The organism is Amycolatopsis sp. NPDC004169 (genome assembly GCF_040610315.1).
GTDB lineage: Bacteria > Actinomycetota > Actinomycetes > Mycobacteriales > Pseudonocardiaceae > Amycolatopsis.
The window spans coordinates 35183-50420 of record NZ_JBEXMD010000038.1 but is presented as its reverse complement, the minus strand read 5'-3'; the positions used below and the strand labels follow the sequence as shown (position 1 = coordinate 50420).

15 protein-coding genes are annotated in these 15238 nt (G+C 72.0%); 5 read left to right on the top strand and 10 right to left on the bottom strand.

What is annotated here, in order from left to right; genetic code table 11:
- Positions 1-121 precede the first annotated feature (121 nt).
- Positions 122-730, top strand: coding sequence for a TetR/AcrR family transcriptional regulator (locus ABZX11_RS36905; protein WP_176170117.1), 609 nt, complete (start codon positions 122-124; stop codon positions 728-730).
- Here the strand turns inward: ABZX11_RS36905 and ABZX11_RS36900 are convergent.
- From ABZX11_RS36900 to ABZX11_RS36865, 8 genes are all read right to left on the bottom strand, one after another.
- Complete coding sequence (locus tag ABZX11_RS36900; RefSeq protein WP_354922180.1) at positions 684-1571, bottom strand: class I SAM-dependent methyltransferase; 888 nt, start codon at positions 1569-1571, stop codon at positions 684-686. The two genes, ABZX11_RS36905 and ABZX11_RS36900, sit on opposite strands and share 47 nt — an antisense overlap.
- Position 1572: 1 nt before the next feature.
- The gene (locus ABZX11_RS36895) at positions 1573-1917 is read right to left on the bottom strand and encodes a VOC family protein (protein ID WP_354922177.1); all 345 of its coding nucleotides are present in this window, start codon (positions 1915-1917) and stop codon (positions 1573-1575) included.
- Between the two features lies 1 nt (position 1918).
- Positions 1919-2077 (bottom strand): CopG family transcriptional regulator, encoded by a 159-nt coding sequence (locus ABZX11_RS36890; protein ID WP_176170114.1) that lies wholly within the window; start codon positions 2075-2077, stop codon positions 1919-1921.
- A 43-nt stretch (positions 2078-2120) separates the two neighbouring features.
- Complete coding sequence (locus ABZX11_RS36885) at positions 2121-3239, bottom strand: alpha/beta hydrolase (protein WP_354922174.1); 1119 nt, start codon at positions 3237-3239, stop codon at positions 2121-2123.
- 114 nt (positions 3240-3353) lie between these two features.
- Positions 3354-3905 carry a snapalysin family zinc-dependent metalloprotease gene (locus tag ABZX11_RS36880; RefSeq protein ID WP_354922171.1) on the bottom strand — a complete coding sequence of 184 codons (552 nt, stop codon included), beginning with the start codon at positions 3903-3905 and terminating at the stop codon, positions 3354-3356.
- A 162-nt stretch (positions 3906-4067) separates the two neighbouring features.
- Positions 4068-4622 carry a TetR family transcriptional regulator gene (locus tag ABZX11_RS36875; protein ID WP_176170113.1) on the bottom strand — a complete coding sequence of 185 codons (555 nt, stop codon included), beginning with the start codon at positions 4620-4622 and terminating at the stop codon, positions 4068-4070.
- A 2-nt stretch (positions 4623-4624) separates the two neighbouring features.
- Positions 4625-6115 carry an MFS transporter gene (locus ABZX11_RS36870; protein WP_354922168.1) on the bottom strand — a complete coding sequence of 497 codons (1491 nt, stop codon included), beginning with the start codon at positions 6113-6115 and terminating at the stop codon, positions 4625-4627.
- Positions 6116-6176: 61 nt separating this feature from the next.
- On the bottom strand, positions 6177-7001 hold the full coding sequence (locus ABZX11_RS36865) for a class I SAM-dependent methyltransferase (RefSeq protein WP_354922165.1): 825 nt from the start codon (positions 6999-7001) through the stop codon (positions 6177-6179).
- Between the two features lie 170 nt (positions 7002-7171).
- Here ABZX11_RS36865 and ABZX11_RS36860 point away from each other — a divergent pair, with 170 nt between their 5' ends.
- Positions 7172-7402, top strand: coding sequence for a hypothetical protein (locus tag ABZX11_RS36860; protein WP_176170111.1), 231 nt, complete (start codon positions 7172-7174; stop codon positions 7400-7402).
- 19 nt (positions 7403-7421) lie between these two features.
- On the opposite strand, the gene ABZX11_RS36855 is transcribed toward ABZX11_RS36860, so the two are convergent.
- Positions 7422-8594 carry an ROK family protein gene (locus tag ABZX11_RS36855; protein ID WP_354922285.1) on the bottom strand — a complete coding sequence of 391 codons (1173 nt, stop codon included), beginning with the start codon at positions 8592-8594 and terminating at the stop codon, positions 7422-7424.
- 136 nt (positions 8595-8730) lie between these two features.
- Between ABZX11_RS36855 and ABZX11_RS36850 the strand changes: the two genes are divergently transcribed.
- The 3 genes from ABZX11_RS36850 to ABZX11_RS36840 are packed head-to-tail and all read left to right on the top strand — an operon-like array spanning position 8731 to position 13885.
- Complete coding sequence (locus ABZX11_RS36850) at positions 8731-10155, top strand: APC family permease (RefSeq protein WP_354922162.1); 1425 nt, start codon at positions 8731-8733, stop codon at positions 10153-10155.
- Positions 10152-12980, top strand: coding sequence for a beta-mannosidase (locus tag ABZX11_RS36845; protein ID WP_354922159.1), 2829 nt, complete (start codon positions 10152-10154; stop codon positions 12978-12980). The genes ABZX11_RS36850 and ABZX11_RS36845 overlap by 4 nt, the downstream gene beginning before the upstream one ends.
- The gene (locus ABZX11_RS36840) at positions 12977-13885 is read left to right on the top strand and encodes an ROK family protein (protein WP_354922156.1); all 909 of its coding nucleotides are present in this window, start codon (positions 12977-12979) and stop codon (positions 13883-13885) included. Before ABZX11_RS36845 ends, ABZX11_RS36840 begins: the two co-directional genes overlap by 4 nt.
- 130 nt (positions 13886-14015) lie before the next feature.
- On the opposite strand, the gene ABZX11_RS36835 is transcribed toward ABZX11_RS36840, so the two are convergent.
- Positions 14016-15224: an MFS transporter gene (locus tag ABZX11_RS36835; protein ID WP_354922153.1), complete on the bottom strand. Its 1209-nt coding sequence runs from the start codon at positions 15222-15224 to the stop codon at positions 14016-14018.
- Positions 15225-15238: the final 14 nt, after the last annotated feature.

Below are 15238 nucleotides of genomic sequence, written 5' to 3'. Positions count from 1 at the left end.
CCGTCGGGGTTTCCCGCACCGGAAGGGTAAACCGCCGCGCGGACGTGCTGCGACTGACTTTTCGGCGCCGCTCGGGTTAGGATTAATCCGAATAAAAGTCAGGTTCAGCTTTGGGGAGCGGATGACCGACAGCCGGCTGCGCCGCGTGCCGCGCCAGGCGCGCTCGCGCGAGAAGGTGGCCAAGGTGCTGGCGGCCGCCGATCGCCTGCTCGGCGAGGAAGGCGTCGAAGCGCTGACGACGACCCGGGTCGCCGCCGAGGCCGGGATCTCCGTGGGGGCGCTGTACCAGTACCTGCCCGACCGCGACGCCATCGCCGAAGCGCTGGGCGAGCTCTACCTCGCCCGGCTGGAAGAGCTGATGGACTCGTTCGCCGAGCAGGCGGCGCGGGAGACCTGGGCGGATCCCGTCGGCCTGCTCGTCGACGCCTTCGCCGGGCTCTACCGCGCGGAACCCGGGTTCCGCGCGCTGTGGTTCGGCCGCGGCCTCACCGACGGAACCCGGGAAGCCGACCTCGCGCACAAGCGCGTGATGGCCACCGGCGTGCACCGCATCCTGGTCGCCCAGCAGCTGCTGCGCGACGACTACCCGGCCGCGGTGGCGTGCCGCACCGCGTTCCTCGCCGCCGACGCGGTGATCCAGGAGGCGTTCCGCGGCGACGGTGCCACCGAGCTGCTGGAGCCGGTCAAGACGATGCTGCGGGCGTACCTGCAGCTGCAGCCCCGGCCGTAGGTTCCGTGGTGGCGACGAGGAACTCCTCGCCACGGGCGATCCGGAGCCCGTCCGCGCGGCCCGCGAAGTACCGCGATTCCAGCTCGGCGGCCGACACGTGGACGGCGTCGCGGAACCCGGCCTCGCGGGCCATCGCGAGCATTTCCGCCGGCGAGAACGAGCTGACGAACGGCGTCCCCGCGGCCGCGGCCTTGCTCGCCGTGGCCTCGTGCCGGGCGCGCTCGCCGTCGCCGAGCAGTTCCGCCGGCAGCATGAACGTCATCGCCAGCGTGGAGCCGGGGGCGAACCCGGCGATCCGGCGCAGTGTGGCCGCGTTCGCCGCCTCGGTCAGGTACATGCTGACGCCGGTGGAGGCGACGACCGCCGGTTCGCCCGGCGCGAAGCCCGCGGCCGTGAGCCGGTCCCACCACGACGCCGTCTCGAAGTCGACCGGCACGAAGTGCAGCCAGTCCGGGACGCCGAGGCCCAGTTCGGCCAGCCGGGCGCGTTTCCACGCCTGCGGACCGGGTTGGTCCACTTCGTACACCCGCAGGCGGCCCGCGAGTTCCGGACGGCGCTGGGCGAAGGTGTCCAGCCCGGCCCCGAGGATCACGTACTGGCCGACACCGCGCGCCGCCTGCTCGGCGACGAGGTCCTCGACGAACCGGGCCCGGGCGACCATGCCGGCCCGGTAGCGGCCGGCGGTGGCCGGGTCCATGTCGTCGCGGTGCCGCCAGCCCTCGCCCGGCTCGGCCAGCCGCAGGCCCACCTCGTCGGCGAACACGTGCGGCGGCGGATCGACGGCGACGTGCAGGGCCCGCCACAGGGCGGTCCGCACCGCCGTGCTGTCGGGCGCGGCCACTTCAGGCCGCACCCGGAGCCGACAGCGTCCACGTCCGCCCGTCCGGGTCGCGGACGGTCATTTCCCTGGTGCCGTAGTGGGTTTCTTCGAACGGAGTGACCACCTCGACGACGTCGCCGGCCTCGAACTTCTCCGCGTCCGGGACCTTGAACACGATCTGCGTCCGCGGCTCCTGGCTTTCGGGCACCTCGGCGATGAACAGCCAGGGACCGTCGCCGTTGCGCAGCTGCCCGGAGTTGTGGTCGGTCGCGAAGTCGATCTCGTAGCCCAGCGCCTGGAAGAACTTGGCCGCCTTGCCCCAGTTGTGCGTTTCCAGGTACATCGCCTCGATGCCCTCGGTCGTCATGTCAGTGCTCCTCTTCGGAATCGGTCTCGAGGTAGGCGCGCAGCGCGGCGGCGACGAGCGCCGAAAGCGACTGTTCGGTTTCGACGGCGCGGAGCTTGACCTGCCGAATCAGCCCGATCGGCAGGTACACGTTGAACTGCTTGACGTCTTCATCGCCCACGAGCCGACGCTAGCATGCTAGCAAGCTAACTTGCTAGCGCGGGTCAGCAGTCCGGTTCGAGATAGCGCTTGAAGAACGCGCCGAGGGTCGCTCGCTGGCCGGCCACGCTTCGGTCCGGGTCGACGGTCCCGACGAACGGCGCGATCGCCGCCGGGGCGAGGCCGAGGCGGGGGAGGAGCACCTGGTAGTCGGTGTAGCTGAAGTGCTCGCCGTCCGGCAGGTGCTGTGTGCGCACCGGCCCGCGCTGGTGGGCCAGGAATTCCTGCCACGACGGATCGGACGCCGCGTTGTGGTTGCCCGCGCTCAGCAGCAGGAACGGCTGGTCGAGCCCTTCGTCGGCGGCGCGGCCGAACTCGCGGGCCGACTGGGAGTAGGCCATGCTGCCGTCGAGGTCGGCCCCGGCGGCCACGCGGGCGTCCGACACCATCGTCTCGGCGGTGGTGAACCCGCCCGCGGAGTGGCCGAACATGCCGATGCGGGAGACGTCCGGGGCCAGCCCGGCCGGGAGCGCGCGGTGCTCGGCGTCCGGATTCCCGCCGCGGGCCAGGGTTTCCAGTGCGTCGAGGACGAACCGGGTGTCGGCAACGCGCGTGGCGATCAGCCGGCGTCCGGCATCCGGGCCGGTGGGCAGCACCTGCCGTTCGACGCGGCCGCCGGGGAACTCCACGGCGGCCGGCTCGTGGGTGTGGTCGATCGCCACCGTCAGGTAGCCCTCGCCGGCCAGCTGCTCCAGCTGCGCGGTCCCGACCGAGCGCGGGTACTTGGCGCCGGGCGAGTACAGCACGACCGGCCGCCGCCCGCCGGCCGCGGGAACGCCCGCGCGGGCGTGGGTGGGGAAGGTGTAGCGGACCCGGTCGGCGGCGATGCCGAGCTGCCGAGCGTCTTCGGCGGCGAGGACGGCCGCGGCTCCCGGCGTTTGGTACGGCACCCTCGGGCCCCCGCCGGAGCGGGCGGGATACCGGACGGTCACCATGAGTTCCCGGGGCTTCCCGGCGACCCAGGGGTCCGGCCGCGCGTGGTCGACGAGGTGCAGATCGACGCTGCCGACGGCGAACGGTCCGGTGGGAGCGGGCAACGCGAGCCCGGTGGCCGCGGCGGCGGAGACGGGGAGCGCGGTCAGGAGCAGAACGCCGGTGAGCCCGGCGACGAGTCGTTTTCGCATGGTTCGACCGTATTGACGGCCGCGCTCCGCCACATCGGGATGATCACCGAGGCGGCCCCGGACAGGGCTGTGGCCCGGGCGTGTCCGCCCGGGCCACAGCTCAGTCGTTCCGGCTCAGAAGCCGTAGATCGTCTCGTACACGCGCTCGGCGTTGGTCGCCACGAGGCCGTTGGCCCACAGCTGGTTGACCCGGCTGCGCTCGGTCGAGTTCGGGAAGGCGTTGGTGCACGACGTGCCGGGGCCGCCACCCGACATCAGCTCGGAGCACGGGCCCGAGTAGTGGTCGGGCAGCCCGAGGGCGTGCCCGGTCTCGTGCGCCGCGATGCGGGTCGGGTTGTACTGGCGGGCCTGGGTGTAGTCGATGAAGATGGTGCCGCTGCCGTGGCCGTTGGTCGAGGCGTACGAGCCGCGGGGGTCGTTGCCCTCGGTGTAGCGCAGGCTGGCGCCCGAGTTGCGCTCGACCAGGCGGACGTTGGTGACGCTGTTGTTCCAGTTGGCGGCACCGGCGTTGATCACCGAGCGGAACGTCGGTGCGCTCGCGGTGCTGTAGTAGACCGTCGTGACGGCCGCTTCCTGCTCGGTGGCGGCCGACGCGGTCCCCGCGGCGAGCGGGGTCACGGTCAGGGCGAGCGCAACGGCGCCGGCCAGGGCGAACTTCCTCGACATCGGAAGACTCCTCGGAGGGGACGGGGATTTGCCGGAATTGCGCGCGCTGTCGAAAATTTACCCGGAAGACACGTTCGCCGGAGCCGACTAACGTAGGGCCCGGCAACTGGTGATTTCCCAACACCAAAGTCGGGTTGACTCCGCCGGGTCACGCCGTCCGGATCATCGGCGGGTGAGGGCGAGCAGCTGCTGCTCCAGCTTCCGCGCGGCCGTCACGTCGATGCCCACACCCCACAGCGGCGCCGTGCTCGCGCCGTCGGCCGCGGCGATCACCAAGGTGACCACCTCGGCCGGCAGGCCGTCGTCGTGGAGGTCGCGCTCCCACCTCTGCGCGTCCGCGCGGGCGAGGTCGGCGATCTCGGGGATCGAGATCAGCTGCGCGATGAGCGCGATGTTCTCGCGGATCGCGACCTCGTCCTGCGAGGTGTCGAGGGACGCCCGGACGTACGCGCGCGTCAGCCGTCCGGGCTCGGTGTCCGCCGGGTCGAGCGCGGCCTGCACCTCGGTGCGGAACTCGTCCAGCAGGTCCTGGGCGAGCGTGCGCACCAGCGCGTCCTTGGCCGGGAAGTGGTACAGCAGCCCGCCTTTCGACACGCCGGCCGCGCGCGCGATGTCGTCGAGGGAAGCCGACACGCCGCGGGTGCGGATGACCGTCGCGGCGGCGTCGAGCAGCGCGCGGCGCGTCTCTTCCGGGCCGCGCCCGGCCTTGCGTGGCATGCTCAGTCCTTTCCGGACGGAATGCTACGCCAGGCGATCACCGCGGCGACGGCGGTGACGGCCGCCGCCGCCAGCGACGTCACCTGCATCGCGCCGGTGAACGCTTCCCGGGCGGCGCCGGCGAGTTCCGAAGCCGGGTCCAGCACGCTCGCGGCCCCGGCGAGGGAGTCGCGGACCTGGTCCGGGAGCGGGCCCGCCGGCAGGGACGCCCGGTAGACCAGGTTCACCACCGAGCCGAGGATCGCGATGCCCAGCGCCGCCCCGAGTTCGTAGGCGGTCTCGGAGATCGCCGACGCCGAGCCTGCCTTGTCCCGCGGGACCGCGGACAGCACCGAATCGACGGTCAGCGTCAGCGCCAGCCCGACGCCGAGCCCGACCGGCACCAGCGTCAGGCCCAGCCACCAGTACTGCGGTGCCCGTTCGGCGAGCGACACCAGCGCGAGGCCGAGTGCGGCGACGGCGAGCCCGGCCGCGACGGCCCGCCCCCGCCCGAGCCGTCCGGCGACCACGCCGACGGCGGCCACGACGGCGATCGAGGCGAGCGTCGCCGGCATCTCCGCGAACCCGGCCTGCAGCGGCGAGAAGCCGCGGACCAGCTGCAGGTACTGCGAGAAGAAGAACAGCAGGCCCATCAGCGCGAAGACCGCGATGAAGTTCGCCAGGACGGCGCCGCTGAACGCCCCGTTGCGGAACAGCGTGACGTCGATCAGCGGCGCCTCGGCCCGCCGCTGGCGGCGGACGAACAGGACGCCGGACCCCAGTCCCACGGCGGCCGCGATCGCCACCTGCAGGTCGGGACCCGAGCTGACGGCGTGCTTGACCGCGTAGACCAGCGGAACGATCGCGGCCAGCGACAGCCCGGCCGAGAGCAGGTCGAACCGGCCCGGGTTCGGGTCGCGCGACTCCGGCAGCAGCCAGGCACCGGCGATCAGGAAGACGACGACGATCGGGACGTTGATCAGGAACACCGAGCCCCACCAGTAGTGCTCCAGCAGGGTGCCCCCGACCAGCGGGCCGAGCGCGATACCGCCGCCGGACCCCGCCGACCAGATGGCGATGGCGCGGGTGCGCTCGCGCGGGTCGGCGAACAGGGTCCGGATCAGCGACAGCGTCGAGGGCATGATCGTCGCACCGGCGACGCCGAGCAGCAGCCTCGCGACGACGAGCACGCCGGCGGTGGGGGAGAAGGCGGCCAGCACGGAGGCGAGCCCGAACGCCGCTGTCCCGAGGAGCAGCACCCTCTTGCGGCCGAAGCGGTCGGCGAGGTTGCCGGCGGTGACGAGCAGCCCGGCCAGTGCGAGCGAGTAGACGTCGCCGATCCAGAGGATCTCGGTGGCGGTCGGCGCGAGCTCGCGGGTGAGCGACGGCACGGCCAGGTACAGCACGGTGCCGTCGACCGCGAGCAGCAGCACGGCGCCGACGAGCACGCCCAGCGCGGCCCAGCGGCGCCGGGGGCTCAACGGACGTGCGGAAGTCGGGAGGAGGGCGGTCATGCGGCTTACTATACCGTCTGGACGGTATAGTAAGCCTGGTGACGCCGCCCACCCGCCGGGTTCAGGCCTTCGACAGGAAGAAGTAGGCGTAGTGCTTGTCGAGCTCGTTGCGGGGCACGAGCTGGACGGCGGCCGGCGTCAGGCCGCAGCGCGACGCGAGCTCCCAGAACGCGGCGATCGGGTAGGTCGTCATCTCGGCGAGCCCGGACCGGTAGCCGCGGCGGCGCGGCCGGGTCCACCAGCTGCCCGTGTCGTACTTGATCTGGATCAGGGCCAGCCCGCCCGGGGCGAGCAGCCGCGAAGTGATGCGGAGCAGGCGCTCGCCGTACTCCGGGGTCGGGATCAGCTCGAAGACGTAGAAGCTGAGGAAGACGTCGCAGGGTTCGCCGATCCGCGCCAGCGCCGCTTCGGGCGCCTCGACGTCGATCGAGACCGGCGTGAACGGCGTGTCGCACGTCGCGGCGACCTCCCGCTCGCATTCGCGCAACGTGTCCGCCGAGATGTCGACGCCGACGTACTCCCGTGCGTGCGGTGCGAACGCCACGGCGTTCGCACCACCGCCGCAGCCCCAGTCGACGATCCGGTTCCACGGCCGGGTGAAGCCGGCCATCTTCGCGCCGCGTTCGAACAGTTCGAGGTGCTCCCGGCCGATGCGCGACCACAGGTCGTTGTCCCGGAACACCGACGCGTCCCGCCAGTGGGAGTTCGCGAGCCACCGGTCGCCGGTGGGCTCGCGCCAGTACGCCTGGGCATCGGTCGCGATCCGGCTCTCGGACTGCCGGGCACCCACGCCGGTCAACGTCCGCTGAACGAGCTCTTCGGCGCGCCGGGCGAGTCGTTTCGCCTGCCGGGTCGCGGTGGACGTACACGGCGCCACGCTGAACATTCCAGTCACCGTCCGGGGGGAGTGGGGGAGTGCCGACACGGGAGATGTCGTCGGCGCCCCGGTCGGCGTGTCGGGCCGGAGGTCCCCACCCGTCCCGGGAAAGACAGGACCCGGACAGGGCCGTCCGGCCCTGTTCGCCGGTACGCTCGAAGCAGCGGAAGGAGGCGGACGTGACGGCCGAGGAACTGATCATCGAGTTCGCCCTGACGCGCATGGACCACCCGGATCTCGAGTTCGAAGAGATCGCCGCGCTGCTGGTGCGGCGCGGCGGGCCCGAGCGGGAGCTGGAGTTCGCCGCCCGTAACCTGGCCGACCGCGGCGAACTCCGCGGCGCCGCCTTCCCGGCGGCGGTCGAGTACGTGCTGCGGGTGGTGCTGACCCTGCGGGGCCCGTCCGACTAGTCCACTGTGGACACCGCGGTCAGGCGTCCCCGGCGGCGCGGCCGAGGCCCCGGCGGTCGAACACCAGCTCGTGGGCCGTGCTCAGCGCCGTGGCGATCGCTCCCGCCAGCACCGCGTCCTCGCCCAGCTGGCCCGCCACGATCTCCGGGACCACCGGCGTCGTCGCGGCCAGGGCGCGGCGCATCGGCCCGGCCAGCAGGTCCGTGTTGCCGCCGATGCCGCCCCCGAGCACGATCAGGCGGGGGTCCAGGACCGCCGTCACCGCCGCGACCACGTACGCGAGCTTCTCCGCTTCCTCCTCGACCACGCCGAGCGCCCGCTCGTCGCCCGCGCGGGCCAGCCGGAACACGTCCTTCGCCGAGCGCGCGTTCGTCAGCCCGCGGGCGCGGGCCGCGGCCAGCACCGCCTGGCCCGCCGCCGCCGTCTCGACCGGGCCGGGGCGCCGCGCGCCCGTGCCGGACGGCCGCGGGTCGAACGGCAGGTCCGCGATCTCGCCGGCCGCGCCGTGGGCGCCGCGGAACAGCCTGCCGTCCATCAGCAGGCCCATGCCGATCCCGGTGCCGACCGTCAGGCACACCAGCACGTCCACGCCCAGCGCCGCGCCGAGGGCGTGCTCGCCGACCGCGCACAGGTTCGCGTCGTTCTCCACCACCACGTCCGAGCCCGCGCCGGCCAGCGCCGAGACGAGCTCGTGCAGCAGCCCGCGCCGCTCCCAGCCCGGCAGGTTGGGCGCGCGGTGCACCGTGCCGGTCGCCGGGTCGGGGACGCCGGGCGTGCCGACCACCGTCGAGACGACATCGCTGCGGCTCAGGCCGGCCGCGGCGACCGCGCGTTCGACGGATTCGCTCACCGTGCGCACCAGCGTGCTCGCCGACCGGCACCGGTTGGGCTCGTCGAGCCGCGCGACGATGCTGCCTTCCAGGTCGGCGACGGCGATCCGGATCGCCCGCCGCCCGATGTCGACGCCGACGACGTGCCCGGCGTCCGGTGCGGCCTGGTAGACGACCGCCGCACGGCCCGGTCCGGCCAGGCTGCGGCCGGTGGTCCGGACCAGCCCGTGCTGCTCCAGGTCGAGCAGGGCCTGGCCCACGGTGGGTTTGGACAGCCCGGTGTCGGCGGCGATCCGGGGCCGCGTGGCTTCGCCGTGCGCGCGCAGCCGGTCCAGCACCAGGCGCTGGTTCAGCGCCCGCATGTGCGCCGGGGTCCCGACTTGCGGCCCGTTTCGTCCCACGCGTCCTCCTGAGTTGCCGCATGTTTATCCGCGGACCCTTCCGGCCCGCGGCGTTCTATGTTAAGAAACTTTACTAACTACTAGTCGGAGGCACGTCGTGAGTTCACCCACTCGTTCCGGGGAGCCGCCCGCCCTGGAACGCAAGATCGGCCCGCTGCAGGCCACCGCGATCAACATGACCCAGATGTGCGGGATCGGCCCGTTCGTCACGATCCCCGCCATGGTCGCCACCATGGGCGGCCCGCAGGCGATGTTCGGCTGGATCATCGGGGCGATCGTCGCGCTGGCCGACGGGCTGATCTGGGCCGAACTCGGCGCCGCGATGCCGGGCGCCGGCGGCACGTACCTCTACCTGCGCGAAGCGTTTCAGTACCGGACCGGGCGCCTGATGCCGTTCCTGTTCGTCTGGAGCGCGGTGCTGTTCATCCCGCTGATCATGTCGACCGGCATCATCGGGCTCGTCCAGTACCTCGGCTACCTGATCCCGGGCGTCACCGACGACGCGGGCACGACCCCGCTGGGCAAGATCATCGGCGTCGGCATCACCCTGGTGATCATCCTGGCCCTGTTCCGGAAGATCGGCCAGATCTCCAAGCTCACGACGGTCCTGTTCGTGGTCATGCTGGTCGCGGTGCTGACGACGATCGTGGCGGCCTTCTCGCACTTCAGCGGGGCGCAGGCGTTCGCCTTCACCCCGGGCGCGTTCAGCTCGGCCGGCACCGGCACGTTCTGGGGCGGCCTCGGCGCCGGCCTGATCATCGCCATCTACGACTACCTCGGCTACAACACCTCCGCCTACCTCGGCGGCGAGGTCCGCGACCCGGGCCGCACGCTGCCGCGCTCGATCATCTTCTCCATCCTCGGCATCATGGGCCTCTACTTCCTCCTGCAGGTCGGCGTGCTCGGCTCGATCCCGCTGGAGCAGCTGAAGGACGCGAAGTCGGTGGCGTCGTCGGTGCTGGAGCAGGTGTGGGGCACCGGGGTCGCCAAGACCGTCACCGTGCTGATCGTCATCGCCGCCATCGGGTCGGTGTTCGCGGGGCTGCTCGGCGGCTCGCGCGTGCCGTTCGAAGCCGCGCGCGACAAGGTGTTCCTGCCGGTGTTCGGCAAGCTGCACCCGAAGCTGCACCTGCCGACCGCGGGCGTGCTCACCATGGGCGCCATCACGATCGTCGGCTCGCTGTTCACCTTGACCGAGGTGATCAACGCCGCGGTCGCGACGCTGGTCATCATCCAGTCGCTGGCCCAGGTCGCCGCGATCGTCGTGCTCCGCCGCCGTCAGCCGAACCTGAGGCGGCCGTACCGGCAGTGGCTCTACCCCGTGCCGACGATCATCGCGCTCGTCGGCTGGGTGTACATCTACAAGTCGGCCGAGTGGCTGTCCATCTGGCTGTCGCTGGGCTGGATCGCCGTCGGCGCGATCGCCTACCTCGTCTACGCCAAGGCCGAGCACACGTGGCCGTTCGGGCCCAAGGAGATCAAGGAAGCCTTCGCCACCGAACCGGAAGGGGTTCAGGCATGACCCGCAAGCTCGCGGTGCTCGCCGCGCTGCTGCTCGTGCCCGGCGTGCTGAGCGTGGCCGCGCCGGCGTCCGCGCAGCAGGACCTCGCCCAGCAGGATTTCACACAGCCGCACGGGCTCACCACGATCGGCCTGCAGGGCTGGCAGGTGCTGACCACGGCGAGCGTCAAGGACGGCGGTGAGAAGGTCTCCACGCCCGGGTACGCCACCCGCGGCTGGCTGCCGGTGAAGCCGGACGACGCCGGCGCGCCCGGCACCGAGATCACCGCACTGGTCCAGAACGGCAAGTGCCCGGACGTCTTCTTCTCGGACAACATGCGCAAGTGCTTCGGGTACGTCGACAAGCTCGGCCCCGTCGTCACGAAGCCGTTCTCCGACCCCTGGTGGTACCGCACCGACTTCACCCCCGGCATCCGGCCGGGGCAGCACGCGAAGCTGACCATCCCGGGCGTCGTGGGCGAGGGCGACGTCTGGGTGAACGGCTCGCTCGTCGCCGCCAAGGACGTCGTGAGCGGCGCGTTCGCCGGCCACACCTTCGACGTGACGAAACTGGTCAAGCCGGGCCGCAACACGCTGGCGATCAAGGTCTACCCGAACAACCCGCTGAAGATGTACACGCTCGACCAGGTCGACTGGGGCCAGATCCCGCCGGACAACGACACCGGCATCCAGTTCCCGCCGACCCTGCAGGTTTCCGACGCGCTGACCGGCGAGAACGCCCACGTCGTCCAGGACAATGCGCCCGACCTCTCGAGCTCGAAGGTGACGGTGAAGCTCGACGTCACCAACAACGCGGCCACCGCGCAGACCGGGGACGTCGCCGCGACGATCACCGCGCCCTCGGGCGCGCCGATCGTCGTCAAGCAGCGCGTGACGATCCCGGCGAACACCCAGCGGACGGTTTCGCTCGCGCCGGTGAAGATCGACCACCCGAAGGTGTGGTGGCCGTATTCGATGGGCGACCAGCCGCTGTACACCCTGACCACCGCGGTCTCGCAGGACGGCGCGCTGTCGACGTCGTCGAAGAGCACCTTCGGCATCCGCACGGTGACCTCGCGACTGGTCGGCAAGTCCGCGCCGCTGCCGGAGGGCGCGCGGCAGTTCACCATCAACGGCAAGGACTTCGTCTTCCGCGGCGGCGGCTTCGCGCCGGACCTGTTCCTGCGCTACGACAAGGCCGACACCGCGCACCAGCTCGCGCTGATCAAGAACCTGGGCCTGTCCGGCGTCCGGCTCGAGGGCCACGACATGCCGCAGGACTTCTACGACCAGGCCGACCGCGCCGGCCTGCTGGTGATCGGCGGGTTCCTCTGCTGCGACGCCTGGCAGCCCGACACCGCCGAGCAGCTCGGCGAGCGCGACCTGCGGATCATCCACGACTCCTCGGTGAGCATCGCGCAGCGCGAACGCAACCACCCCAGCGTGTTCAACTACGGCTGGAGCGACAACGAGCCGTTCCCGAACCAGGAGCAGGCCGTCCTCACCGCGTTCCGGCAGGAGGACTTCCAGGTCCCGGTGATCGCCTCGGCGGAGTACAAGAGCACGCCGACGCTGGGCAACTCGGGGGAGAAGGAGGGCCCGTACGACTGGGTCCCGCCGTCCTACTGGTACGACAGCTCGCACTTCGACGCTTCCGACGACAGCCGCACGAACGCGGGTGGCGCGTGGGGCTTCGCGAGCGAGCAGAGCGCCGGGCACACCGTGCCGACGCTCGATTCGATCAAGCGGTTCCTCTCGCCTGCCGAGCAGGCGAAGCTGTGGCAGGACCCGGCGTACAACCAGTACCACGCCAACTTCGAGCCCGACCACGGCGGTTACGCCTTCGGCACGCTGTACACGCTGGACCAGTCCATCCTGCAGCGGTACGGCAGGTGGTCGTCGCTGAAGTCCTATGTGGACCTGGCGAACATCGCGAACTACGAGAACACCCGCTCGCAGTTCGAGGCGTTCCTGCACCACTCGACGGACAAGGCGAACCCGTCCACCGGCGTCGTCTACTGGCAGCTGAACAAGGGCTGGCCGACGCTGCTGTGGTCGCTCTACAACGACGACGGCGACCAGCCGGGCGCGTACTTCGGTGCCCAGAAGGCGAACAAGCCGCTGCACGCGCTCTACGGCTACGACAACGGGTCTGTCACCCTGGACAACCTCGGAGCGGCCACGCAGTCCGGGCTTTCGGTGCAGGCCCGCGTGCTCGACACCGCCGGCAAGGTGCTCGACGACCAGACTGCTTCGGGGATCTCCCTGGGTTCGCAGGGTGTGCGCACGGGCGTCCTGAAGCCGAAGGTTCCGGCCGAGACGAAGGCACCGGCGCCCGCGCAGGTCTACTTCGTCGAACTGCAGGTGAAGCAGGGCGGGAAGGTCGTCGACCGGAACGTCTACTGGCTCTCGACGCAGAAGGACGTCGTCGACTGGGCCAAGACGCTGGGCAACCCGCAGGCGACGCTCTCGCAGTACAGCAACCTGCAGGCACTGCAGAACCTGCCGAAGTCGCAGGTCGGCGCGGTGGCCTCGACCCGCGCGCAGGGCGGTGACCTCGTCACCACGGTGACGGTGACCAACACCGCGAAGACGCCGGGTGCGGCGTTCTTCCTGCGGGCCGACGTCCGCCGCGGCACGCCGGACGGGCGGGAAGCGCCGGGGGACAACCAGCTCGCGAACGCGACCTGGGACGACAACGACATCACGCTCTGGCCGGGCCAGTCGCAGACGCTGACCGTCACCTACCGGGCCGCGGACCTGCGCGGTGCGGCGCCGGTGATCAGCGTCGACGGGTTCAACACCGGCCGGATCGTGGTGCAGGGGACGGGAGGGGCCCACGCGTGAGCGGGGATCGGATTCTCGGGATCGACTTCGGCGGCACCAAGGTGGCGCTGGGACTCGCCGATCGCGACGGCACCTTGCTGGCGACGCGCCGGCTGGACACCGACGCGCAGGCGGGGGCCGAGCAGGTGGTGGTGCGCGCGCTCGCCGCGGCCAGGTCCCTCCTGGCCGACGAGGGCGCGACGGCCGCGTGCGTCGGCGTCGTCAGCCCGGGGATCGTGCTGCCGGACCGCATCCTGCTCGCACCGAACGTGCCGGGGTGGGAACAGCTGCGGCTGGCCGAGCTGGTGGCCGCCGAGTTCCCTGGCGTGTCGATTTCGGTCGGCACGGACGCGAAGGCGGCGGCGCTGGCGGAGTGGCGCTGGGGCGCGCTGGCCGGGGCCGACCCCGCGGTGTTCCTGTCGCTGGGCACCGGCATCGCGGCCGCGGTGCTGATCGGCGGCCGGGTGCTGACCGGCGCCAACGGAGCTGCCGGCGAGATCGGGTACAACCTGCTCTCGCCGCAGGACACCGAGGGTTTCGCGAGCGGAGCGGCGCCGCTCGAGGAAGCCGTCGGTGGGCGTGGGCTGGGCGGCCGGGCGAGCGAACTGCTCGGCCGCCCGGTCACCGCCGGGGAGCTGTTCGCACTGGCCAAGGAGAACGTCGAGGCCAAGGAGCTGGTGACGGCGGCGCTCGACGAGCTCTCGATGCACGTGGCCAACCTGGCGATCGCCCTGGACCCGCAGCGCATCGCGGTCGGCGGCGGGCTCGTGCGCTCGGCGGACGTGCTGCTGCCGGCGCTGGCGGACCGGCTCGCGCACGCGGTGCCGTTCCCGCCCGAGCTGGTGGCGGCCCGCTTCGACCAGGACGCGGCGCTGCTGGGCGCGGTGGCGCTGGCGCTGGGCAGTGACCAATCCGGCCAAAAGTAGGCCGACCCCCCGCGGGCACGTAACCGTGGTGGCCAGGTCATTCGGCCGTGGCTGTGGCCGGATTGGTCACCATCGGCACAGTGGCGTCCGGGTGGTGTGCCGGTGCCCCGACCCGGCACACCACCCGGTATCAAGCCCGGGCGGCGGCGAGTTCTTCGGTCCGCCGGAAGGCCGCGGGGGAGAGCTGGAACCAGACGAGGACCGCGCTGATCGCCTGGATGCCCGCGGCCATCACCCAGACCGCGCGCAAGCCCCAGTGCGCGGCGACCAGGCCGCCGGCCAGCGCGCCCAGCGGAGTCAGGCCCCAGGCCAGCGCGCGGTGGCTGGTGAGCACCCGGCCCAGCAGCGGCGCCGGCGTGAAGCGCTGGCGGCTCGACTGCGAGCAGACGTTCCAGATCAGCACGGTCGCCGTCAGCGAGACCAGCACGAGGCCCACCAGCGGTGGCCACGGCGGGACGATCGCGATCAGCAGCGTCACCACGGCACCGAGGCTCTGCGACAGCCGCATCGACCACGAGTAGCCGAGCCGGTCCACGATCTTCTGCACCACGAACGAGGAAGCGACCCAGCCGACGGCCAGGCAGGCCAGCAGCAGGCCGTAGCCGACCGGGCCGACGTGCAGCACCTGCGTCGCGTAGAGCACGAACATCGAGTTCCCGGCGCTCGCGGCGAACGAGCCGAGCGCGACGTTGGTGGTGATCGACCGCAGCAGCGGCGTCCGCACCAGGTGCCGCAGGCCGCCGGAGAGGTCCCGCAGCGGGTGCGTCGTGGCCGCCACGACGGACTGCGAGGGAATCCGGCGCGCCAGCACGAGCGCGACGAGTGCGCAGGCCACGGCCAGCCAGGCGGGTGCCCCGCCGCTCACCGCGACCAGGAACCCGGTCAGCGGCGGCACGACGAACCGCACGACCCCCTGGTCGATCACGGTGAGCCGCGCGTTGGCGTGGGCGAGCCGCTCGTGGCCGACGACCTCCGGGACGAGCGCCCCGCTGGCACCGTCCCCGAGCACCCGCGCCGAGGTGACGACGAAGGCGACCACCAGCAGCACGGGCAGGCTCAGCACCCCGGCGGAGGCCACGGTCGCGAGAACGACGGCGGCCGCGCCGAGCACGGCGTAGGCCCAGGCCAGCACGGTGGTCCGGCGCACCCGGTCGATGACCACCCCGGCGAACAGCGACAGCAGCAGCCAGGGGGCTTCCCCGACGACGTTGATCAGCGACACTTCCCGCGGATCGGTGGTGACGGAGACGGCGAGCAAGGGAATGGCGGCCAGGAGCAGCCCTTCGGCGGCCGAACCGGACACCGCGACGGCCTGCAGCCGCACCCACCTCGACGCCATGGCCCCGAGCTTGC

Bases quoted from the DNA above. Each gene is read 5' to 3' on its own strand.
- ABZX11_RS36905 (WP_176170117.1), top strand. From the start codon at position 122: ATGACCGACAGCCGGCTGCGCCGCGTGCCGCGCCAGGCGCGCTCGCGC.
- ABZX11_RS36895 (WP_354922177.1), bottom strand. From the start codon at position 1,917: ATGACGACCGAGGGCATCGAGGCGATGTACCTGGAAACGCACAACTGG.
- ABZX11_RS36885 (WP_354922174.1), bottom strand. From the start codon at position 3,239: ATGCGAAAACGACTCGTCGCCGGGCTCACCGGCGTTCTGCTCCTGACC.
- ABZX11_RS36880 (WP_354922171.1), bottom strand. From the start codon at position 3,905: ATGTCGAGGAAGTTCGCCCTGGCCGGCGCCGTTGCGCTCGCCCTGACC.
- ABZX11_RS36875 (WP_176170113.1), bottom strand. From the start codon at position 4,622: ATGCCACGCAAGGCCGGGCGCGGCCCGGAAGAGACGCGCCGCGCGCTG.
- ABZX11_RS36870 (WP_354922168.1), bottom strand. From the start codon at position 6,115: ATGACCGCCCTCCTCCCGACTTCCGCACGTCCGTTGAGCCCCCGGCGC.
- ABZX11_RS36865 (WP_354922165.1), bottom strand. From the start codon at position 7,001: ATGTTCAGCGTGGCGCCGTGTACGTCCACCGCGACCCGGCAGGCGAAA.
- ABZX11_RS36855 (WP_354922285.1), bottom strand. From the start codon at position 8,594: ATGCGGGCGCTGAACCAGCGCCTGGTGCTGGACCGGCTGCGCGCGCAC.
- ABZX11_RS36845 (WP_354922159.1), top strand. From the start codon at position 10,152: ATGACCCGCAAGCTCGCGGTGCTCGCCGCGCTGCTGCTCGTGCCCGGC.
- ABZX11_RS36835 (WP_354922153.1), bottom strand. From the start codon at position 15,224: ATGGCGTCGAGGTGGGTGCGGCTGCAGGCCGTCGCGGTGTCCGGTTCG.